The sequence below is a fragment of the Pseudomonas sp. MWU16-30317 genome (genome assembly GCF_020515695.1).
Lineage (GTDB): Bacteria > Pseudomonadota > Gammaproteobacteria > Pseudomonadales > Pseudomonadaceae > Aquipseudomonas.
In genome coordinates this window covers 228,884-249,207 of record NZ_JAIWJA010000001.1, presented here as the reverse complement: position 1 = coordinate 249,207, position 20,324 = coordinate 228,884, and the positions used below count along the sequence as shown (strand labels likewise).

Genomic DNA, 20,324 nt, shown 5'->3' with positions numbered 1-20,324 from the left:
AAAAAAGGGGACAGCGTTGATGAAAAAAATCGACGCCCTGGGCTCAAGGGCGTCGATATCAGCAGCGTACGGCGCCTGGACCCATGGCCTCAAACCACGAAGCGGTTGACCAGGCGATTAAGGTTGACCGCCAGCTTGGACATCTCGCCGCAAGCGGTTGCCGTCTGGCTGGCGCCGGCGGAACTCTGCACGGTCAGTTCGCGAATACTCACCAGGTTGCGGTCGACTTCGCGGGCCACGTGGGCCTGCTCTTCGGACGCTGTGGCAATCAACAGGTTGCGTTCATTGATGCGCACGATGGCCGCCGCGATCTGGTCCAGCGAGGTACTGGCTTCCTGAGCGACGTCCAGAGACTGCGTGGCCAGGGTCTTGCTCATGTTCATGGCGTTCACCGCCAGCTCGGAATCAGCCTGGATGCCGCTGATCATCTGTTCGATTTCCTGGGTCGACTGCTGGGTGCGATGGGCCAAGGCGCGGACTTCATCGGCCACCACGGCAAAGCCGCGGCCCTGCTCCCCTGCCCTGGCTGCCTCGATCGCGGCGTTGAGGGCGAGCAGGTTGGTCTGCTCGGCGATGGCGCGGATCACCTCGACCACCTTGTTGATGCTCTGCGCCCGCGTCGACAGCGCCTGGATCTGATCGCCGGTATTGGCGACGTTGCCGCTCAGGCTCTGGATCGACTTCAAGGTCTGCGCCACATGGGCCAGGCCGGTCTGGGTGAAGCCCTGGGTACGTTGCGATTCGTCAGAGGCCGACTCGGCGTTGCGGGCGACCTCGTCCACCGCCGCGCTCATTTGCGTCACCGCCGTGGCCGCCTGGTTGACCTCGTCGTTCTGGCTGACCATGCCACGGCTCGACTCTTCGGTGACGGCGGTCATTTCTTCGGCGGCGGACGCCAACTGAGTCGAGGATTCGGAGATCTGCAGGATGGTGTTGCGCAGGTTTTCCTGCATCTGCGCCAGGGCTTTGAGCAGGCGCCCGGCTTCGTCGCCGCCACTCACCAGCACTTCACGCGACAGGTCGCTGCCGGCGATGCGCTCTGCCACCGACAGCGCATCGGTGATGGGTGCGGTGATGCTACGGGTCAGCAGCACGGCCAGGCCGATGGTCAGCACCACCACCGCGGCGATCAGGCCGATGACAAAGGTCAGGCCGTCGCTGTACAGCTTGGCGGCCTCCTTGCCCGCTGCGGTAGCGCCGTCGTTGTTGTAGGCGATCAGCTTGCCGATCACCCCTTCCAGGTCATTGGTCAGGGGCTTGATGTTGGCGTTGATGAAGGCCAGCGACTGGGTGCTGTCGCCAGTTCGGATCAACGGTTCGAGCAGGTCCAGCTGGCGCGTATATTTCTCGAGACCATCCTTGACCGACAGATAGATAGCGCGTTCACGATCATCGCTAACCAGTGGTTCGTATTGTTTGACCGCATCCAGCAGTTTCTCTCGAAAACCGGCCATATCGGCCAAGGTCTTGTCGCGTACCTGGGCATCCGTGCTGCTGCTGGCGCGCAGGCTTTCAAGGCGCATGCGCAACAGTCCGGCGTTGATCAGGCCACCTTGGCGAACACTGGCCATCCAGTTGGTTTCGACATCATTTTCGGCGTCCCGCAGTTCACCCATCTGGGTCACCGCAACGCCACCCAGGACGAATACCAGGGCAATGATCAAGGTGAAGAACAACGCTGCACGTGGAGCGAGGTTGAGATTTCTCAAGCGCATACAAGATCCCCTATCGGCCATTTTTATACAGGCACTGCCAGGCAGGCAAAATGCCCTATCAGGCTATCGGCGTGCGGAGCGGATCTTGAACCACGACAGACAAGTGGTAATGCGCTAAAGGGCCGGCAGCTAGCGCCCGACCGCAAACCTGTCGCACTGAGGAGGTGATGATAGGGATCTGGCGCGATTTCAATAATCGCACCATGAATCGCGCCAAAAACTGGCGCGATTCTTTAAATTGCGCCAGAATCGCGCCAAACCCACCTCGAATCGCGCCAACTGACCATGTCAAATGCCGAAGAATTGCAAAAAACCATCCTGCAAGCCCCGTCCGGCCTGACGTTGGCCGAGTTGCTTGCGCAGCATCCAAACCTGGCTCGGCGCACCGCGCAGCGCCTGCTGAGCCAAATGGCGGATGAAGGCGTGATCACGACACACGGCGAAGCCCGTGCGCGCCGTTACATGGTCCTCGGCCCTCGCGCCCTGAGTGAACAGACCGACAGTTTTCCCAGAGCCATACCGCTTTCTGTCGATAGTACTGACATCCTCGATTACATCGACCAGCCTCTAGAATCCCGCAAACCCGTGGGTTACCAGCGCGAATTTCTCGACGCCTACATCCCCGGCAGCACTTGGTACCTGTCTGAACCGTTAAGGCGGCAGTTGCACAACATCGGGCGCACGTCCCGCACCGAGGCGCCCGCAGGAACCTATAGCCGGGCGATACTCAATCGGCTGCTGATCGACCTGTCTTGGGCTTCCAGCAATCTGGAAGGCAATACTTATTCACGACTGGATACCGTAGAACTCATCGAGCATGGCAGGGCAGCGCGAGGCAAGCCGCTGTTGGAAACGCAGATGATCCTGAATCATAAGGCCGCAATAGAACTGCTGGTCGAGAACATCGACACGGCCGAATTCAACCGCTATACGCTAATGAATTTGCACAGCGTCCTGGCGGAAAACCTGCTGCCGAATTCCGCTGATGAAGGGCGTATCCGTCAACATGCGGTGGATATCGGTAAAAGCGTCTACCGTCCGTTGTCGTCACCACAGCCAATCGATCAGTTGCTGGATGAATTATTGGCCAAGGCCAACCAGATTACCGACCCATTCGAGCAGTCGTTTTTCGTGATGGTCCACCTGCCCTACCTCCAGCCTTTCGCCGACATCAACAAACGCACCTCGCGGCTTGCGGCCAACCTGCCACTATTTCGCGCCAATCTGTGCCCGCTGACGTTTCTCGATGTACCCGAGATCGCATACAGCCGCGCCACCCTAGGCGTATATGAGCTGACCCGCGTGGAATTGCTGCGCGATCTCTACGTATGGGCCTACGAGCGCTCAGCACAAGAGTATCTGGTCATCCGCCAGGAGCTCGCCGAACCAGACCCTGTTCGGCTTGCCTGGCGAGACCTGATCAAGCGTACTATCCGCGAGATCGTGCTGAGCCCGGACCACGACCCATTAGGCATCATCCACCAATGCGTTGCGGAACAAGTCCCAGTGCTGGAACAGGATAACGTGGAGGCAGTCATCATCGGTGAGTTGCGACGGCTGCACGAAGGTGTACTCGCCCGCTACCGGTTACGGCCTTCGGAGCTGGCGATTTGGAGAAAAAGACAGGAGTAAAGCGGTGCCCTCCCCGTCGTGAAGGGGTCTTATTGTAATGATTGAATTCAGCGCTCCGAATCGCGCCAACCTGCCCGTTGCTCCCTACCCCACCACCCCAACCAACGCCCTGCGCTGAGCCTCATCCAGTAATGGCCCAAACCCCGCGCCGGCATTCTCCGCCATATAACGCGGGTTACCGGTGCCCGGAATCACACACGTCACCGCTGGATGGGACACCAGAAATTTCAACGCCAACTGTGACCAGCTACTGGCCTGCACCTCCTGCGCCCATCCCGGTAACGGCACGGAGCGCAACCGCGCAAGCAGCCCACCGCCGCCAAACGGCCGGTTGCAGATCACCGCAACGCCGCGCTCCTGACAAAGCGGCAGCAGGCGATTTTCCACGGCGCGATCGTCCAGCGCATAGTTGATCTGTAAAAAATCCAGCGGTTCGGACCTTAATAGCGACTCGACCTCGGTATAGGCCGACGCAGTGTAATGGCTGATGCCGATGTAGCGGATGCGGCCCTGCCGTTTCCATTCGCGCAAGGTGGGCAGATGGCTTTGCCAATCCAGCAGGTTGTGGATCTGCATCAGGTCGATTCGCTCGGTCTGTAGCAGTTGGAACGACCTTTCCATCTGCGCTATCCCTTCAGCACGCCCCCGGGTCCAGACCTTGGTGGCCAGGAATGGCGATGCCCGCACGCTACGCGCCGTCAGCAATTCACCGGTGGTCTGCTCGGCTCGGCCATACATGGGCGAACTGTCGATCATCGAGCCGCTATTGTCGAACAGCGCGTCCAGCACCGCCGGCAGGTTGCGGTAGTTGCCATCCGCGGGCGCAACGTCGAAACCGCGATAGGTGCCCAGGCCGATCACCGGCAGCGGCTCCTGGGTGGCGGGAAGGGGACGGGTGAGCATGCGGCGGGCTCCTGAAGAAGTAGAGGGGTTTGCCAACGCCGAGCCCGCGAGCATGACACCGGCCAGTTTGATCAAGGCTCGGCGGGTGAAGGCTACTGAATGATCGCTGCGGCGCATGTTCTAGCCCTGAGTGAAACAGGTTGTGCACAGCATAGACCGCGCATGGCAGTGCAGTGGCTACCTGCGACAAGTGTGTGGCCAGGGGCGCTGCGTGGGAACTGTGGAGTGGTCCTTTGCTGCGGGCCTATGCGGCTCGCCCTCCCCATTGGCTCTTCGCCTAGGCTCAGGGTACCCGCGTTCCGGCACCTGAAGAGAGGGCCCATCGGGGCGTGCCCCTCGCCAGTGCGTCGAAGCGCGGGCACCCTGAGCCTAAGCGAAGGGCCAATGGCGGGGGCCGCAACCCCAAGGCCGGCTCGAAAGCAGGACCACCCTGATCCCCTAGCCAGCGACAAATCATCCCAGCAATACGTCTATCGGACGGTGGAACAATTGCACCAGCAACCCTGACGATTCAGCCTCTACGCTCGAAACAAGCCGCTCAGACACTCCCCTCGCTTTCCACCACCAACACCCTCGCCGGACCGACCGGATGGGCGACGTGCGCGGTACCGACCGCGGCGTAAAAAATGTCGCCAACTTGCAGGAATGTCGAACGCTCGACTCCCTGTTCCATGAAGCGCATTTCCACCTGCCCGTCGAGCACTACAAACACCTCTTGTCCATCGTTGACATGCCATTTGTACGGCTGGTCCGTCCAGTGCAAACGCGTGGTGATGCCGTTCATGTTGGCAATATCCAGCGCCGCCCAAGGCCGCTCGCCAGTGAAGTCTTTGCTACGAATGATCTTCACAGAGGATTACCTGCTTCAAGGTAAATGACGGGCCGATTACTCGACCGCTCGAACCGGCTGCAACTGCATGCGAATCGCCCAGGCCAGCAGCACGAACACCCCCGCCAGGTAGCCGACATACTGGATACCGATATGGTCGGTCACCAGGCCGCCACACATCGCACCGAGCATGATACCGACGTTGATCGCCGCCACGTTCACCGAATTGACGATCTTGGCATCGGCCCCCGCCCGGCGGATCACGTCCATGCCGTTCATCATGCTCGCCCCGGCATGGCAAAACCCCGCTGCCGCCACGAACAACGGCACCAGCCACAGGCTCGCGCCAAACACCGAGACGCCGATAACGGCGACGGCCAGGGTCAACAACACCCGCTTGAACATCCCATCGAGCGGATTGGGCACACGTTTGGCCAGCAGCAGATTGCCGACGATATCCGCCACGCCGTACAACGCAAGCACCAACGTCACCTGCGCAGCAGGAAAGCCGGTGTGACGGGTCAGCAGCGTGGCGAGGAAACTGAAGACGGTCATGATGCCGGCGAACATCAGCAGATAACTCAGCAATGCCAAGGCGATGTCCCTTTTCCAGATCACGCTGAGGCGCCCGAGCAAGTTCTCTTGCGCCTGCGTGCGCTCACCCTCGGGCGGGCGCACCCAGCCGATCACCAGCACCAACGCCAAGGCGCTCAAGCCCGCCATCAGGCCCATGGCGTGCTCCCAGGTCCAGGCGTCACTCACCCACTTGCCCAGCGGCACCCCGACCACCGAAGCGATCGAAATGCCGATCAACACCCGGGAAATCGCCAGGCTCTGGGTATTGGCCGTGGACAACGCCGCGGCGGCCACGGTGGCGTTGGTCCAGAAGATCGCCACGCCGACACCGCCGAGCGCGCGACCGGCCAGCAGGATGGGGAAATTGTCGGTCATCGCGCAAACGGTGTTACCCAGAAACAGCGCCACGCAGGCCCAGATCAACAAGGCACGCATGCTGACTTTATGGGTGAAAGCGGCGATTAGCGGCGCGCTGATGCCCATGCCCAAAGCGAACGCCGTGACCAGCGCGCCGGCACTGCCGACGGTGATCTGCAGACTGGCGGCAATTTGCGGCAACAGGCCGGCGACGATGAACTCCGATGAGAGCATGACGAACGAGGTGAAGGTCAACACGTAAATGCGGGGGTTGAGCGAGTGATTCATAGGAAACTTAGCGTCCGGTGCCTGATCAAGATGCAAGAGAGAACGCAAGCCTACCTGACACGAGCCATCCTTGCAGATGGAATCGCCAGTGCTAGGCTAATGGAACAACAACAAACAAAGGACGCCACACGATGTACGCCCACAAGGATCTGCAAGATTGGCAAGCCGCCTGGACCATGTTCAATGAAGAAATCACCTGTTCCCAGTGCGCCGCACGACAGCCGAGCCGGCTCTCCAACACCGACTTCATTCACTCCCCCACCTGCTCCCGCGCGGGCAAGGGTCAGCGGCCATGGGAAGACCTGATGACCATGCTCATCGTGCCGCTGCCGCAAGCCGTGGGGGCATGACACTCAACCCTCCATCCTGAACACCAGACTCGGCGCCTGCCCTGGCACGTCGTCAAGCTCACCGTCGCGGTGCATGCCGATCTTCTTCAGCACCCGCACCGGGGCCGATGAGCTGGCCTCACCGGCGCATGGATCTGCAGGTCACCCTGAATAGGTCGACGCCACAGCAGTCATAACGTCGATCGATGCATGGCTTTCTCCAATCCGGCCACCGTTCAGGCCTGCGTCTGCGACAACACGTTGGGCGATGCACGCATACTCGACAACACATCCCCCACCACAAAGCACAGCAGGCTGACGCCCAGTACCGGCAGGCAAATGCCCACCGCCACCGCCGCAGCGATTACTCCCAGTCGCCCCACTGGCGCCATCTGCCGCCAGGCATCGAACAGCGTCAACTGCGGCGCGAGGGTCGGACGGCGTCGCCACCACATCAGGTAACCGAGCACCACCATCACCGCCAAGCCACTGGCAAACGCCACCAGCAACAGCTGATTGGCCAGGCCGAACAAGGCACCCATATGCGCGTCGATGCCCCAACGAGTGAGCTTGGCTGGCAGCGAATATTGCGCGAAGCGCACCTGATCGATCACTTTCAAGCTCTGCGGATCGACCGCTACGGCGTCCACATGGGTCGGCCAGCGCCGATCGATCTCATTCACCACCCAGGCTGTATCGGCGCTCTTGGCCGGGCGGATCTCCACCTTGGCCGCATCGATCCCGGCGCTGCGGGCACTGCTCAGCACGCTGTCGAACAATGCCGCATCCAAGGCAACCGACGCGCCATGGGCGGCCATGTGCATATGATGTTCGGCGTGCTCGTCCATGGGCATTTTCATGCTCGCGGACATGCTCGAGGCGTGGCCCAGCGATGTCGCCACACTGGGCGTCGACCAGCCATACCAGGCCCGCAGCACACCGATGTTATCGCCTGCGTACTGCGACCAGGTCAGCCCCGTGGCGGAGAAAAACAGCAACCCCAGCGCCAGCCACAGCCCGGCGCTGGCATGCCAGCCACGCAGGCTACGCGCGCCGGGCCTGGCTCGCGCGCGGTTGACCGCCCACAACACCAGCCCACCCAGTACCGCCACCCACAGCCACGACGCCGCCAACTCGCTGTACAAGCGGCCAACATCCCCCAGCAGCAAACCGCGGTGAAACTGATCGATCCAGGTGCGCAGCGGCAACACACCGCTGGTGCCATAGACGGTCATGTCACCGCGCACCGCGCCGTTGACCGGATCGATAAACACCGCGCGATTTTCGGATTCACCTAATGTCGGCGCGCTGAACATCACCCGCGTGGTATCCCCCGCCTTTGGCGCCGGGCGCACTGCAGCCACCGTCAAACGGGCATTACCGATCTGCGCCTGCGCGATGGCGACCTGCTCGGCCAGCGTCAGGTTCGGCCCGCGACTGCCGCTGTGCAGCGCATCGGCATAAAGATGTTCTTCGATCTGCGGTGTCAGGGCATACAGCACCCCGCTCAACGCCGCGACCAACAGAAAAGGCCCGACAAACAGGCCGACGTAAAAATGCAGCCGCTTGAGCAATGCCACGACGGCCCCCGGCGCAGGGGAAGAGATTTGAGCAGACATAAGCACCCATCCAGCATAAAAAACAGCCGGCACGGCAGCGAACTGCCAGCCAGACACCATTGGTTTATCAAGCATGTACCCGCGCATTGACAGCGCGAGGGGGGCTAAGGCGCGCGGGGGTTGAGGGCGGGAAAGAACAACCGGAAGGACGACACCGGCCAACGCTCATGAAGCGCGGCGGGTATTTGCCGCAAGCGAATCAGCCAGCCCAGGGCAGCAAAGACCACCATGGCCATGGCCAGAATGCCAGCGAAGGTACAGGCCCCGAACATGGATTTCAGGCTGTCATGGCTGCTCTTTGTGGCAGGCTCCATGGCGGGCTGCATCGGCATCGGCATGTCCATTTGCATCCCGGCATGGGCATCGACCGTGGACGCCGCCTCATCGTGCGGCGTGCTTTGCTCGGGCGCAGCGTCCATCCCCATCATCAGCCCATGGCCGATGCTGCAGGCGAGGCCGTTGAACAGGACGAAGGCAAACAGCATCCAGACAAGCGGCAGGCGGTGGGCGCGCAAGGAATTCATGGGCGCGAATGTAGCATTCTGACAATGCGGCGCCTAGCAACGGATTGTTTGAAGGGCTGGCGGCAAAAGCATAAGCGTTGCCCTCTACGTTGTCTGGGCGGGCCTTTTCGCGGGCAAGCCTTGCTCCCATAGGTGTACCACTCGGGATCTGTGCCCACCGTGGGAGCAAATCTTTCACAGGTGTATGACTCAGGGACTGCTGGCACCTGTGGGAGCAAAGCTTGCTCGCGAAAGCGGTGTCGATGGCAGCGCCTACTTCGGATATGCGACACGCTTGATGGCGCGCTCGGTGCTGGCCTGCGCAGTAGACCTGTCGTCAACTCCCGCGCTGATGCGCCGCCTCAGTCTATAACCCTAGTTATAAATTCTTTTAAACAAGCGACAGAGCAAAAGCGCTAAAGTGCAAACACACCCATCGCCCAAAGGGTGTATCTGCTGGAACCCTCAACGACCTATCCCAACTCCCCGCAAAACTCAACCTTCTGCGCGAAACTCACCATTGCATAAAAGGGTGATGATCGCTGCCCTTGTTCAAGGGACAATCCGGATCATATCTCGCACGCTCATGACAGTGACTTCAGTCTCGACGGCGTAACCTTTTTCCTGATTCCAGGCGGCGCAATGAACACTCATCATCTTGAAGCTTTCCAGCTGCTGGAAAAGGCCAGCAATATTCTCCATTGCCGCATTGCCTCGCAGTTGTTGCAATGGGAGCTGAGCGTCGTGCAATTTCAGACCTTGGAGTTGATCGTCTCGCGCAAGACCGTGACCCCCAGTCACTGCTCCCACGCGCTGAATATCTCCACGTCGGGTGTTACTCGGATACTGGACCAGTTGGAACGCCGATCACTGCTGCGCCGCGAGAAAGTCGGCCACGACCGCCGACTGGTGTACTTGCGACTCACCCAGTCGGGGCTGAAGATGTTCCAGCAGGCCTCGCAGACGTTGAACGATGGTTGCAAGGATATCGCCATGCGGTCCCCTCTGGCAGAACTGGCGGCGTTGAATGACGCGCTAAGAAAGCTGTCGCAAGCGATGCAAGCCCCGACCCTGAAGACCGCCCCGCAGCAGGTGCCAGAGCCCCGCCCGCTCAAGGCGCTGCGCGCGGGCTGATACGTGCACACGCAGCTCCCATCCCACTGACGCATAGCCGCATCAGGTTACTTCTTGTCCTCGCTATTGCCGTTTTGCATCTGCACTGACGCCTTGCTGGTGTCAGTATTGGCCTTGGTCTTGTTGTCGTCGTTCTGGAAGCATCCATGCAGCGCCAACAGGCTGCAGAACGTTATGCATGCATAGGTCTTTTTCATGACTGTCTCCTGCCTTATCGAGTGAACGCCAAGCTGCCATTCACAGTTTCACGTGCTGTCGAAACGTCTGAAACCTGCCGATTGCAAACAAGTCGAGTGTCAACGCCGCACGGAACTGCTGGCGCGAAACAAAGGCCTGTTCGTCGAAACCTTCCAGACCGTGACGAAAATCCCCCATTGCGAATTTTGCCGCCATGGGTGTTTTGCGTATGTACATGGCAGGCCTCTTTCCTGACGTGGTACTCCTATGAAAATCGCCGGCCCGCAGTTGCACAGAATATCTTTCAATTCAATGACGAATGGTCGGTCAGCTCGGCCAACTCCAGCGCGTTGCCAAGCGCCGCACCGCTGGCGGTGTTGTCGAAGATGCACCACGACTGGGCTCCTGCACGTGCGGGGGCAACCAGCTCGGCCGCGAGCGACTGTATCTGCGAGGTGTCGTAACTGTCGTGATAGATGCGCGGCGATCCATGCAGACGCCAGTAGCGCAATCCTGACCAGCCAGCGGGAGTCGAATCGCCGCTCAAGCGCGACGGGTCGACGGCGGCCCGCGCGATACGCTGCGCTTGCAGCAGTGGCTCGGCGGCCGCCCACGAGGCATGCCGCGGCTCCAGTACCACGCCGCCAGCGAACCGCTGACGAAGTGCGGCGAAAAAAGCCTCGGCCGCCGCTTCATCGAACGTCAAGGAGGGCGGCAACTGCACCAGCAGACAGCCCAGCTTGGCCCCGAGGCCAGAGCACTGGGAGATGAACAGGTCGAGGAGTTGTTCGCAGCCCTGCAGGCGCTGACTGTGGGTGATCAACTTGGGCGCCTTGACGCTGAAGCGAAAATCATCAGACACCGACTCGGCCCAGCGTACGTAGGTCTCACGGCGATGGGGCCGGTAGAACGAGCTGTTGATTTCAACACCGCCCAGGCGCGCGCCGTAACGCTGCAGATGCGTGCCTTGCGCCGCAAAGTGCGCGGCGTACTCACGCGACAGGCTCCAGCCGGCGCAGCCGACTACTGCAATTGGGCGCTCGGACTGCACGTTACTCGGGCTCTTCGCTGCCATCTATCCCGGCGATATCTGGGTCGTCAGGGCTCGCTTCATCAGCATCGTCATTTTGCGGATGCTTGCCTGGATCGTTCACATAGGGCAGGCCATTCGGGCCTTTCTCTTCATTGCCTTCGGTTTCAGGGGTCATGGGCTTCTCCGTGATGCATCGATTAAGAGGATGCACTGCATTGGAAGAAGCCCGCGGCCAAACGTTCAGTCGGCGCGCAGGTGACGCTACCCCAGTGCCAGACGCGCTTGCTTGCTGCGCAGATCGGCCACGGGATTACGCCCGGCGAGCATCCAGGCGTGTTCCCCATCATTCCAATACAGCACGTTAAGACCGTTGCGAACCTCTTCGGCCGGGGCGTGCGGCGCGTCGGCAGATCGCACGAAACACAGCGCCAACGGCCCGTACTGCTGATCGAGGTACACCAGTTGCGCGATCAGGTCGACGTCGTAGCGCAGCACCTGGGCGCGGCGCAGGTGCGCCCCGGGCAGGCTGATCCACGCAGGTGTCAGGGCAATCCCCAACTGCTCGCCGACCCGAGCCAGTTGCGGCGCCTGAGTAGCGGCGCTGGGGTCGAGACCTTCCAGCGTCTGCTCGGTATAGAGCGCCATGTACTGGGCCACCGAACCGCGCCAGCTGCCGTTGGCGACCCAGTGGGTGGATTGCCAGCCGTGCCAGGTGCGGTCCGCCACTACGCCGGCGACCACGCAGGCTGCCGCACCGGCCAGCAAGCGCCGCCGCGACCACGAACTCGCCACCGGCGTGGCCGCAGCGACAGGTGGCAGGCCGCCGAGCATGGCCTGCAAGTGCGCCAGCGGTGCGGCGTCGAGCAGCGGTGCAAAACCTTCCGGGATGCCCACGCAGCCCTGTTCAAGGAAGGTCAGGCGTTGCGCGATGGCCGGTTCGCGCTCGCGCAAGGCCTCGATGCGCGCCGCGTCGCTGGCGTCCAGTTCGCCATCCAGAAACGCCACCAGCGTCGTATCCGAAGGGAGTTCAAGGCGTGTTTGTGTCATGGTTGGCCACCTGAAAGGTGCTGTGCAAGGTTCATGTGTTCCGCCAGGCGTATGCGCGCGGCGGCCAGGCGGCTCATCACCGTGCCGATGGGAATCTGCTGGATATCGGCGGTTTCCCGATAGCTGAGCCCTTCCACATAGGCCAGGAACACCGTCTCGCGCTGGGCCTCGGGCAGTGCCTGAATCTGGCGCATGACCTGGCTGGCGAGAATCTGGTTTTCGACCGCCAGGCCCTCGTCACCGGCAGCCAGGCTGTCGCTGTCAACGAAACCCTGCCCGTGACGCACGCGTTGTGAGCGAACTTCGTTGAGCCAGATGGAATGCAGGATCGAAAACAGCCAGCGATCCAGGCGTGTACCGGGCCGATAATGCCCTGCCCGTTCAAGCGCCCGCACGCAAGTGGCCTGGACCAGGTCATCGGCGACATGGCGCTCGCGCGACAGCACCCATGCGTAGCGCCACAGCCTGGCCAAGCAAGGGGAAAGGCCCTGGCGGACGTTGTCGGTACTGTAGGGCTCGGGCGGTTCGATCGGCACAGGGTCTATTCCACGCAGGCTTGAGGCAGGGCTCGGCGCAACTATCGGCGATCGGCGATCAGCGCCCAGGCCACATCCGCACCAGCACGCCATCCTTTAACCAATAATGATGGGCCAGTGCCACGCAGGCATGCAGCCCCGCCAGGATGATCAGTGCCCAGGCGACATTTTCATGCAGCCCTCCCAGAGTGTGGCGCCAGTCCGGGTTGGGCGCCATCAGCGATGGCACGCTGAACACGCCAAAAAACTCGAACGCCTCACCCTGGGCCCAGCGGAACATGAACCCCAGCACGATCTGCGCCAGCAACAAGATATACAACAAAGCGTGCCCGGCCTTGGCTGCGAGCCCGGCCACCCCCGGCAGGTGAGACAGGCGGCGACCTTGGGTGAGGCGCCACAGCAGCCGCCCGATGATCGCTACGGCCAACAGAATCCCCATGGAGATATGCAACGCTTGCAGGTTATGCCGCAACGGCGTGCCTTTGGCCAGGAACGACCAGATCTGCGCACTGGCGAACAAAGCGATCACCAGTACGGCAGTGACCCAATGGAAGAACATCGTGGCGTGATCATAACGTTCACGCGGGGTGAGCAAGGGCTTGGCGGCGAGCATCAGGGGCGACCTTATGGAGGGGTGACCCGTAGTGAACACCTGGGGGCGGGACTTTATTCGTTCGCCACTAAAAAACTTTCCACCGCTGGCAGGAGTCAGCGGGCAACCGAGCCGCGACCACCGAGCCCGCGGCGGTCTCCCTGACCTCCCGCAGGCTGCGGCCTGCATCAACGCACGATCGACGGCACGCCTCAGTGAAAGAAATACCAGCCGACATAGGCCGCAAAAGCGACGTACAGCAGGGCAATCGCCATCAGGTTGCGCGAATCGACTTCGCCCTTGCGGAACATGAACCAAGTGATCGCTACCGAGAACGCTGTTACAACACCAGAGGCGAACAACGGTGTATCGAACAGCCACGGCGTATAGAACAGACCCAACGCACTGGGAATCGTCGCCTGAATCATCATGGCGCCAGAGATATTAGCCAAGGCCAAGCGCTCTTTGCCTTGTTTGATCCAGATCAGCGCGTTCATGATTTCCGGCAGTTCCGTAGCCACCGGGCTCAACAACAACGCCACGATATGCGGTGAAATACCGAAGAGAACGCCGATATGTTCCAACTGCGAAACGAAGATATGCGAGGCCGCGCCAATGACACACAAGGCAATGATCGATTGCAATGCCGCCCAGCCCATCGACGCGTTACCGGGGCGTATCTTCAGCGGTTCCAACTCTTCCTCTTCAGGAGCAGTATCGGCGCTGGTAATTTCTCGCCAGACATATACGCCATAGGCGGCCAAGAACAATATGCCCAACCAGGGTTTGATAGCGAATGCCACCAGACCAAGGCCGACCTTGAACACGAAAATGACCAGAAACGCCAGTTGATCGTTGGCCAACGCCTTGCGATCGACGCGGACCAGAGTGTCGCCACGCGCGAGCTTGCGACGGTTGAGCCAGAGCGCAAAACCGACCACGGCATAGGCGATGGTCGCCAGCACCAAAGGGCCGCCCATGGCCGAGCCAACGCCAATGTCCTTCTGTTCAGGAGTGGTGCCGAAGGCAACTGCGGTGAAGGTCACGGCACTTTCCGGCAACGCCGTGCCAAAGGCCGCCAGTACAGTGCCCACCGCTGTGGCACCCAGTTTCATATGGCGGCCGCACCATTCAATGCCATTGACGAAGAATTCGCATGACAAGTAAATAATCGCAGCAGAGGCGAAGAACAGCACTAGGGTTAAAATCATCAGACGCACAGACCGGGCAAGCAGATTACCAATGGCACACGGCATGGCTTACCCGGTCGGTAAACACGCAGTGGCCAAAGGTCTCGCCGGGCATATTCAGACTTGACTGAATATGCTGATCACGCCATGAAGCAAGGGGCTTCAATTATGTTGACGTGAACTCTTCAACCGGGCGGTTGAAGATAGCTACTCCCCAATGACAAGGGCGCGCATTATTCCAGCGAGCAGATGATATTGCAAGCGCATTAAAGATTGATCGACTTGTCATATAAACGTCATCAAATTTAATTGAATAACACTCAATCGCATTGGCACTTCAGGCCGTTTAATACCGATCAGTGCCCTGCTCCGCCAGGGTCGCGGCGGCGAAAATGAATTTTTCGTTAGTGGGTTGTCTGGGCGATTGCGCTGGGTATACTCCGCGCAGATTTTCAATACGGAGACCCTCAGTGGGCACTTGTTCGAGTGACAGACGTCAGCCGGTTCGCGGAACCGGAATCAGCTCAGCGATCTAGCCCGCAGGTCTCCTGCCGTCTTTCGCCGAGCGTGAAAGGCGGTACCTTCAGCGCATTGTCAATGCGCCTGTAGTCACCCCTTCTCTTCTGACTGCGCAGTCTTGCGACTGGCGGATCATTCATGGGCGCGCGTGTTTTGCGTCGCGTCATGGACTCGCCTCAAGTGTCCGCCCAAGGTCTCTTTGCCCGCCCTCTGGTTGTTCGGGGAAATACCATGCGCCAAAACCGTCAAAAAGCCTGTTTCGCCTTTCTCCTGCATCCCCTGCGCTGGATGCAGGGCCGCTCGATGAGTGGCGAGGCCGTACCCGAACGATTACCCCATTCCAGTCAGCCATAAAGGCCCGTTGAAACCATGTCCGAAGACCCGTATTTGAGCTGGCCTGCGTGACCACCCCGGGTGGTCGCGTGGGCGCCACCTGGAGTTGATCACCATGAAATACGAACTGTTGAAAGAATTCTTCCAGAGCCTGCTGCGCTCTCGCCGTCAGGCCCAGCATTTTCGCCGCGGCACCATCCTGGAGAGCATGAGCGGCACCGGCGTCAGCCGTGAAGTACCCAAGACCCTGGCGAGCTCGCTGGCCGAAGCGGCGCAGGCCGTTCCCGCCGAGCTGGTCGCGCGCATGGACGCCCATGAAGACGGCCTGACCGAGGCGCAGGCCACTGCGCTGCGGGCCATCCACGGTGCCAACGAAGTCCAGCACGACAAGCCGCTGACCTGGTATCGCCACCTCTGGGACTGCTACAAAAACCCGTTCAACATGCTCCTGACCTTGCTCGCTATCGTGTCCTTCGCCACCGAAGACATGAAGGCGACCGTGGTCATTTCGAGCATGGTGCTGCTGTCGACCTTCCTGCGCTTCTGGCAGGAGATCAAGTCCAACAAGGCCGCCGACGCGCTCAAGGCCATGGTCAGCAACACGGCCACGGTCTTGCGCCGGCCCTCGCCGTCCGCCGAACCGGACGCCGCGCAGGCGCCTGCGCCCAAAGCCATGGGCAAACCGGGGCGCATCGAGCTGCCGATCAGCCAGTTGGTGCCCGGCGACATGCTGGTGCTGTCGGCCGGCGACATGATCCCGGCCGATTGCCGCGTGCTGACCGCCAAGGACCTGTTCGTCAGCCAGGCGGCCATGACCGGTGAATCGATGCCAGTGGAGAAGTTCGTGGTGCAGCCCGGCGCTGCCTCGATCAACCCGCTGGAACTGGACAACATCCTGTTCATGGGCACCAACGTGGTGTCAGGCTCGGCCATCGCGCTGGTCCTGGCGACCGGTCAGCACACCTATTTCGGCGCCCTGGCGCAGCGGGTCAGTGCGGTGGACCGCGCACCGACGGCGTTCCAGGCCGGCGTCAACAAAGTCAGCTGGCTGTTGATCCGCTTCATGTTCGTGATGGCGCCCTTGGTGATGTTCATCAACGGCTTCACCAAGGGTGACTGGACCGAAGCACTGCTGTTCGCGCTGTCCATCGCCGTCGGCCTGACCCCGGAAATGCTGCCGATGATCGTCACCTCGACGCTGGCCAAGGGCGCGGTGGTGCTGTCACGCCAGAAAGTCATCGTCAAGCGCCTGGACGCAATCCAGAATTTCGGCGCCATGGATGTACTGTGCACCGACAAGACCGGCACCCTGACGCAGGACAAGATCTTCCTCGCCCGCCACGTCGATGTCTGGGGTGAGGAGTCCGACGCGGTGCTGGAAATGGCCTATCTCAACAGCTACTACCAGACCGGCCTGAAGAACCTGCTCGATGTCGCCGTGCTCGAGCACGCCGAAGTGCACAGCGAACTGCAGGTCAGTACCGCCTTCACCAAGGTCGATGAAGTGCCTTTCGACTTCGTGCGCCGGCGCATGTCGGTGGTGGTCGCCGAACATGAACATCACCAGCATCTGCTGATTTGCAAAGGCGCGGTCGAAGAAGTGCTGGAAGTCTGCACGCGCGTACGCCATGGCGAGATCGACGAGCCGTTGACCGAAGCACTCTTGAGCCGGATTCGCCAGGTCACCGCTTCGATCAACGAAGAGGGCCTGCGCGTGGTCGCCGTCGCGGCGCGTCATACCTCTCAGGCGCAAAGCGTCTACGGCCTGGCCGATGAACAGGAGCTCACCCTGATCGGTTATGTAGCGTTCCTCGATCCGCCCAAGGAAAGCACCGCACCGGCCATCAAGGCGCTGGCCGAACACGGCGTGGCGGTGAAGATCCTCACCGGCGACAACGAACTGGTCACCGCCAAGATCTGCCGCGAAGTGGGCCTTGCCCAGCAAGGGCTGCTCAAGGGCGGCGATATCGAGGGCATGACCGACGCCCAGCTGGCCCAGGCCGTGGAGACCACCAACGTCTTCGCCAAGCTGACCCCCGCCCACAAGGAGCGGATCGTGCGCATGCTCAAGAGCAACGGCCATGTGGTCGGTTTCATGGGTGACGGCATCAACGACGCCCCGGCCTTGCGTGCGGCAGACATCGGCATCTCGGTGGACACCGCCGTGGACATCGCCAAGGAAGCCGCCGACATCATCCTTCTGGAAAAAAGCCTGATGGTCCTTGAAGAGGGCATCCTCGAAGGGCGCCGCACCTTCGCCAACATGCTCAAGTACATCAAGATGACCGCCAGCTCGAACTTCGGCAACGTGTTCTCGGTGCTGGTCGCCTCGGCATTCATCCCGTTCCTGCCGATGCTGCCCATGCACCTGCTGGTGCAGAACCTGCTTTACGATATCTCGCAGATCGCCATTCCGTTCGACAACGTCGATGAAGAGCAGCTGCAGAAACCCCAGCGCTGGCAGCCCGGCGAGATTGGCCGTTTCATGGTGTTTTTCGGGCCGATCAGTTCGGTGTTCGACATCACCACCTTCCTCATGATGTGGTACGTGTTCGGGGCAAAGACTCCCGAGCATCAAACCCTGTTCCAGTCGGGCTGGTTCATCGTCGGCCTGCTGACCCAGACCCTGGTGGTGCACATGATTCGCACCGCCAAGGTGCCGTTCATTCAAAGCCGCGCGTCGATGCCGCTGATGATCATGACCGGGGTCATCATGGCGGTGGGGATCTTCCTGCCGATGGGCCCGCTGGCCGAGTACTTCAAGCTGCAGGCATTGCCACCGCTGTACTTCGCCTTGCTGCCGTTCATCCTGATCGGCTACGTGGCACTGACCCAGGCGATGAAAGGCATCTACAGCCGTCGGTACGGCTGGCAATAAGGCTGCGTTCGAAGCGGGTACGGATCATAAGTCCGTACCTGTTTTTATGCCTACAGCCGAAAGTGCTGGTGGAGACTCTGCGCCAGCAGCTCGATTGCCTCATCGTTTTTGGCCGAGGCCGAGCGCACCAGCACCACCTCGTGCTCGCCGATGTCTGGCATACCTTCGAGCACCGTCATGGCCGCCGTCACCGCCTCGCGGTCCATCAAGGCGACGGCCAGGCCGGCCTCGACACAAGCGCGAACCGCCTGGGTCGACGGGCTGTCGAGCACCACTCGCCAGCGTCGACCGGCGCGCTTCAGGGATTCGAGCAGGGCCTGTCGATATGGGCAGTCTGCGGCGTACAGCGCTACCGGCAGCGGATCGGGCCAGGCGCTACTGGCCGAGGCCGCCGTCACCCATACCGGCGTCGTCACCGCCAGCACGTGCGCCACCGGGCTGCCTTGGCCGCGGGGTTGCGACATCAGTGCCAACTGCAATTTGCCGCGCTGGACCCACTGGTTGAGGGTGTAGCTGGGCGCCGTCTTGACCTCCAGCACGACGTTGGGCCAGGCCGCAGTGAAGATCGGCAGGATGTCGCGGATGACGTGGGCGGCGTATTCATCAGGCACCCCGAGGGTGATGCGCCCGGCCAGGCGCGTGCCCTGCAACTGCGCCAGCACGCGGTCATGGGTGTGCAAGAGTTCTGCTGTGGCGGCCAGCAGGCGCTTGCCCAGCGGCGTGAGCGCCACCGACTGGTTGTCGCGATCGAGCAGGCGCCCGCCGGCCACCGCCTCAAGTCGCTGGACGTGGACGCTGACGGCCGCAGGGCTCTTGTGCAACTGCTGGGCAGCGGCGCTGAATTTGCCCAGGCGCACCACGGCGTGAAAGGTGCGCAACAGCTCGATATCGAGGATGGCGTTCATACTTCACCTAACGTGAATAACTGGTGCAGGTAATTTTGATTTATCAGACTACACCCCTTGGGTAGCCTGTGGCTATGAACTCGACCTCAGCACTGCCCTGCCCGCGTCCCCCGGTGAAGCTCCTCTATCGCCTGCCCTTGCCGCTGCTGGAGCTCGGCCTGGTGGTGAGCTGGAGTTCCGGTTTTATCGGCGCGCGGTTTTCCATCGACTACGCCCCCGCGCTGCTGGTGGTGTTCTGGCGCTGCGTGCTGGTCACCTTGGCGCTGCTGCCCTTCGTCATTGGCACGCTGAAAAGCACGCCGCTAGTGGTGTTGTTGAAAAACGCCGGCATCGGCTTGCTGGCCATGGGTGGTTATTTGCTGGGCGTGGTCCAGGGCGTTGCCTTGGGCGTGCCGGCCGGGCTTGCGGCGCTGCTGGCCGACCTGCTGCCGGTGGGCATGGCGCTGCTGGCTGCGGGCGTATTGGGCCAGCGACTGCACTGGAGCGTGTGGGCAGGCCTGGGCATTGGGCTGGTGGGCGTGGTGGTGGTCGCTCACGACGCCCTGGCGCTGGGCAACGCGCCGCTGTGGGCCTACGGCCTGCCCTTGCTGGGCATGGCGTCACTGGCCGTGGCGACGCTCTGGCAGAAGCGCTTGCAGGCTCACGAATCGCTGGGGTTGCTGGCCAATCTGTGGTTGCAGTGCGCGGTATCCGCGGTCGCCTTCGGGGCAGTGGTGGCCAGCCAGGGCAGCCTGCTGCCACTGCCGACCACAGGGTTTGCCCTGAGCGTACTGTGGACCGCGACCCTCGCCACCCTGGGCGGCTATGGGCTCTACTGGCTGTGCGTCAAACGTTCCTCACCGACACGAGTCGCCAGCGTGCTGTACCTCAGCCCGGCGGTCACCCTGCTGTGGGCCTGGGCGGTGTTCGACGAGCCGCTGTCGTGGCTGATGCTGGTGGGCACGGCGGTGTCGGCGGTAGGCGTGTGGCTGGTGGTGCGCGGTGAGACATCCGCGCGCTGACGTAGCGCAAAATACCTCGGCCAAAGCGCAGATTGATCGATTTTCGACCAAACCCGCCGAACGCTTGATCCCTATGGCTTACAGACAGTTATCCACAGACATACTCAAGTATTTCGTGGACAACATTGCCTCATAAAACAACTATTTGCGGTGCCGTGCTCATCTCTTGCCGTGGTCCGCAGCGCCGTCAAACCGGGGGATCGTGTTCCGCCCCAAGTGCCCATTCAG

Annotated in this window: 20 protein-coding genes and 1 riboswitch; of the genes, 5 read left to right on the top strand and 15 right to left on the bottom strand. The window is 61.4% G+C overall.

The annotated features are described in order from the left end of the window. Positions 1-89 precede the first annotated feature (89 nt). A complete protein-coding gene (locus LIX93_RS01165; RefSeq protein WP_226502184.1) occupies positions 90-1,715 on the bottom strand; it encodes a methyl-accepting chemotaxis protein in 1,626 nt (541 codons plus the stop codon). Positions 1,716-2,000: 285 nt separating this feature from the next. Between LIX93_RS01165 and LIX93_RS01160 the strand changes: the two genes are divergently transcribed. Continuing rightward, positions 2,001-3,347, top strand: a complete 1,347-nt coding sequence (locus LIX93_RS01160; protein ID WP_226502183.1) for a Fic family protein — start codon at positions 2,001-2,003, stop codon at positions 3,345-3,347. An 84-nt stretch (positions 3,348-3,431) separates the two neighbouring features. Here the strand turns inward: LIX93_RS01160 and LIX93_RS01155 are convergent, their stop codons facing one another. From LIX93_RS01155 to LIX93_RS01145, 3 genes are all read right to left on the bottom strand, one after another. Then, a complete protein-coding gene (locus LIX93_RS01155) occupies positions 3,432-4,250 on the bottom strand; it encodes an aldo/keto reductase (RefSeq protein WP_346015206.1) in 819 nt (272 codons plus the stop codon). Positions 4,251-4,788: 538 nt separating this feature from the next. Then, the gene (locus tag LIX93_RS01150; RefSeq protein ID WP_226502182.1) at positions 4,789-5,100 is read right to left on the bottom strand and encodes a cupin domain-containing protein; all 312 of its coding nucleotides are present in this window, start codon (positions 5,098-5,100) and stop codon (positions 4,789-4,791) included. Between the two features lie 36 nt (positions 5,101-5,136). Further along, on the bottom strand, positions 5,137-6,300 hold the full coding sequence (locus LIX93_RS01145; protein WP_226502181.1) for an MFS transporter: 1,164 nt from the start codon (positions 6,298-6,300) through the stop codon (positions 5,137-5,139). A gap of 131 nt (positions 6,301-6,431) precedes the next feature. Between LIX93_RS01145 and LIX93_RS01140 the strand changes: the two genes are divergently transcribed. Continuing rightward, entirely contained in the window at positions 6,432-6,650 is a 219-nt protein-coding gene (locus tag LIX93_RS01140; protein WP_226502180.1) for a hypothetical protein, read from the top strand. 215 nt (positions 6,651-6,865) lie between these two features. Here LIX93_RS01140 and LIX93_RS01135 read toward each other — a convergent pair whose 3' ends face one another. After that, the gene (locus tag LIX93_RS01135; RefSeq protein WP_226502179.1) at positions 6,866-8,248 is read right to left on the bottom strand and encodes a PepSY-associated TM helix domain-containing protein; all 1,383 of its coding nucleotides are present in this window, start codon (positions 8,246-8,248) and stop codon (positions 6,866-6,868) included. A gap of 104 nt (positions 8,249-8,352) precedes the next feature. Then, entirely contained in the window at positions 8,353-8,772 is a 420-nt protein-coding gene (locus LIX93_RS01130; RefSeq protein ID WP_226502178.1) for a DUF2946 family protein, read from the bottom strand. A gap of 621 nt (positions 8,773-9,393) precedes the next feature. Between LIX93_RS01130 and LIX93_RS01125 the strand changes: the two genes are divergently transcribed. Beyond that, positions 9,394-9,885 (top strand): MarR family transcriptional regulator, encoded by a 492-nt coding sequence (locus LIX93_RS01125; protein ID WP_226502177.1) that lies wholly within the window; start codon positions 9,394-9,396, stop codon positions 9,883-9,885. A gap of 47 nt (positions 9,886-9,932) precedes the next feature. Here the strand turns inward: LIX93_RS01125 and LIX93_RS01120 are convergent, their stop codons facing one another. The 8 genes from LIX93_RS01120 to LIX93_RS01085 all read right to left on the bottom strand — a co-directional run bounded on the left by LIX93_RS01120 (position 9,933) and on the right by LIX93_RS01085 (position 14,526). Next, positions 9,933-10,082, bottom strand: a complete 150-nt coding sequence (locus LIX93_RS01120) for a hypothetical protein (protein ID WP_226502176.1) — start codon at positions 10,080-10,082, stop codon at positions 9,933-9,935. Between the two features lie 40 nt (positions 10,083-10,122). Beyond that, entirely contained in the window at positions 10,123-10,299 is a 177-nt protein-coding gene (locus tag LIX93_RS01115) for a hypothetical protein (protein WP_226502175.1), read from the bottom strand. Between the two features lie 67 nt (positions 10,300-10,366). Then, on the bottom strand, positions 10,367-11,113 hold the full coding sequence (locus LIX93_RS01110) for a DUF72 domain-containing protein (RefSeq protein WP_226502174.1): 747 nt from the start codon (positions 11,111-11,113) through the stop codon (positions 10,367-10,369). Position 11,114: 1 nt separating this feature from the next. After that, positions 11,115-11,270, bottom strand: a complete 156-nt coding sequence (locus LIX93_RS01105; RefSeq protein WP_226502173.1) for a hypothetical protein — start codon at positions 11,268-11,270, stop codon at positions 11,115-11,117. Between the two features lie 86 nt (positions 11,271-11,356). Next, positions 11,357-12,142 carry a hypothetical protein gene (locus tag LIX93_RS01100; RefSeq protein ID WP_226502172.1) on the bottom strand — a complete coding sequence of 262 codons (786 nt, stop codon included), beginning with the start codon at positions 12,140-12,142 and terminating at the stop codon, positions 11,357-11,359. Further along, entirely contained in the window at positions 12,139-12,678 is a 540-nt protein-coding gene (locus tag LIX93_RS01095) for an RNA polymerase sigma factor (RefSeq protein WP_226502171.1), read from the bottom strand. The genes LIX93_RS01100 and LIX93_RS01095 overlap by 4 nt, the downstream gene beginning before the upstream one ends. A gap of 58 nt (positions 12,679-12,736) precedes the next feature. After that, positions 12,737-13,291: a cytochrome b gene (locus LIX93_RS01090; RefSeq protein ID WP_226502170.1), complete on the bottom strand. Its 555-nt coding sequence runs from the start codon at positions 13,289-13,291 to the stop codon at positions 12,737-12,739. 191 nt (positions 13,292-13,482) lie between these two features. Further along, positions 13,483-14,526: a sodium:calcium antiporter gene (locus LIX93_RS01085; protein WP_226502169.1), complete on the bottom strand. Its 1,044-nt coding sequence runs from the start codon at positions 14,524-14,526 to the stop codon at positions 13,483-13,485. 44 nt (positions 14,527-14,570) lie between these two features. After that, a riboswitch (yybP-ykoY riboswitch) is annotated at positions 14,571-14,688 on the bottom strand. A gap of 739 nt (positions 14,689-15,427) precedes the next feature. On the opposite strand from LIX93_RS01085, the gene mgtA reads away from it, so the two are divergent. Further along, positions 15,428-18,190: a magnesium-translocating P-type ATPase gene (mgtA, locus tag LIX93_RS01080; RefSeq protein WP_226502168.1), complete on the top strand. Its 2,763-nt coding sequence runs from the start codon at positions 15,428-15,430 to the stop codon at positions 18,188-18,190. A gap of 50 nt (positions 18,191-18,240) precedes the next feature. Here the strand turns inward: mgtA and LIX93_RS01075 are convergent, their stop codons facing one another. After that, complete coding sequence (locus LIX93_RS01075) at positions 18,241-19,095, bottom strand: LysR family transcriptional regulator (RefSeq protein ID WP_226502167.1); 855 nt, start codon at positions 19,093-19,095, stop codon at positions 18,241-18,243. A 74-nt stretch (positions 19,096-19,169) separates the two neighbouring features. Between LIX93_RS01075 and LIX93_RS01070 the strand changes: the two genes are divergently transcribed. Continuing rightward, a complete protein-coding gene (locus tag LIX93_RS01070) occupies positions 19,170-20,096 on the top strand; it encodes a DMT family transporter (RefSeq protein WP_226502166.1) in 927 nt (308 codons plus the stop codon). Positions 20,097-20,324 lie beyond the last annotated feature (228 nt).

What these genes read in the sequence shown, in the direction of transcription:
- LIX93_RS01165 (WP_226502184.1), bottom strand. Translation starts at nt 1,715, where the DNA reads ATGCGCTTGAGAAATCTCAACCTCGCTCCACGTGCAGCGTTGTTCTTC.
- LIX93_RS01160 (WP_226502183.1), top strand. Translation starts at nt 2,001, where the DNA reads ATGTCAAATGCCGAAGAATTGCAAAAAACCATCCTGCAAGCCCCGTCC.
- LIX93_RS01155 (WP_346015206.1), bottom strand. Translation starts at nt 4,250, where the DNA reads ATGCTCACCCGTCCCCTTCCCGCCACCCAGGAGCCGCTGCCGGTGATC.
- LIX93_RS01145 (WP_226502181.1), bottom strand. Translation starts at nt 6,300, where the DNA reads ATGAATCACTCGCTCAACCCCCGCATTTACGTGTTGACCTTCACCTCG.
- LIX93_RS01140 (WP_226502180.1), top strand. Translation starts at nt 6,432, where the DNA reads ATGTACGCCCACAAGGATCTGCAAGATTGGCAAGCCGCCTGGACCATG.
- LIX93_RS01135 (WP_226502179.1), bottom strand. Translation starts at nt 8,248, where the DNA reads ATGTCTGCTCAAATCTCTTCCCCTGCGCCGGGGGCCGTCGTGGCATTG.
- LIX93_RS01130 (WP_226502178.1), bottom strand. Translation starts at nt 8,772, where the DNA reads ATGAATTCCTTGCGCGCCCACCGCCTGCCGCTTGTCTGGATGCTGTTT.
- LIX93_RS01125 (WP_226502177.1), top strand. Translation starts at nt 9,394, where the DNA reads ATGAACACTCATCATCTTGAAGCTTTCCAGCTGCTGGAAAAGGCCAGC.
- LIX93_RS01120 (WP_226502176.1), bottom strand. Translation starts at nt 10,082, where the DNA reads ATGAAAAAGACCTATGCATGCATAACGTTCTGCAGCCTGTTGGCGCTG.
- LIX93_RS01115 (WP_226502175.1), bottom strand. Translation starts at nt 10,299, where the DNA reads ATGTACATACGCAAAACACCCATGGCGGCAAAATTCGCAATGGGGGAT.
- LIX93_RS01105 (WP_226502173.1), bottom strand. Translation starts at nt 11,270, where the DNA reads ATGACCCCTGAAACCGAAGGCAATGAAGAGAAAGGCCCGAATGGCCTG.
- LIX93_RS01100 (WP_226502172.1), bottom strand. Translation starts at nt 12,142, where the DNA reads ATGACACAAACACGCCTTGAACTCCCTTCGGATACGACGCTGGTGGCG.
- LIX93_RS01090 (WP_226502170.1), bottom strand. Translation starts at nt 13,291, where the DNA reads ATGCTCGCCGCCAAGCCCTTGCTCACCCCGCGTGAACGTTATGATCAC.
- LIX93_RS01085 (WP_226502169.1), bottom strand. Translation starts at nt 14,526, where the DNA reads ATGCCGTGTGCCATTGGTAATCTGCTTGCCCGGTCTGTGCGTCTGATG.
- mgtA (WP_226502168.1), top strand. Translation starts at nt 15,428, where the DNA reads ATGAAATACGAACTGTTGAAAGAATTCTTCCAGAGCCTGCTGCGCTCT.
- LIX93_RS01075 (WP_226502167.1), bottom strand. Translation starts at nt 19,095, where the DNA reads ATGAACGCCATCCTCGATATCGAGCTGTTGCGCACCTTTCACGCCGTG.
- LIX93_RS01070 (WP_226502166.1), top strand. Translation starts at nt 19,170, where the DNA reads ATGAACTCGACCTCAGCACTGCCCTGCCCGCGTCCCCCGGTGAAGCTC.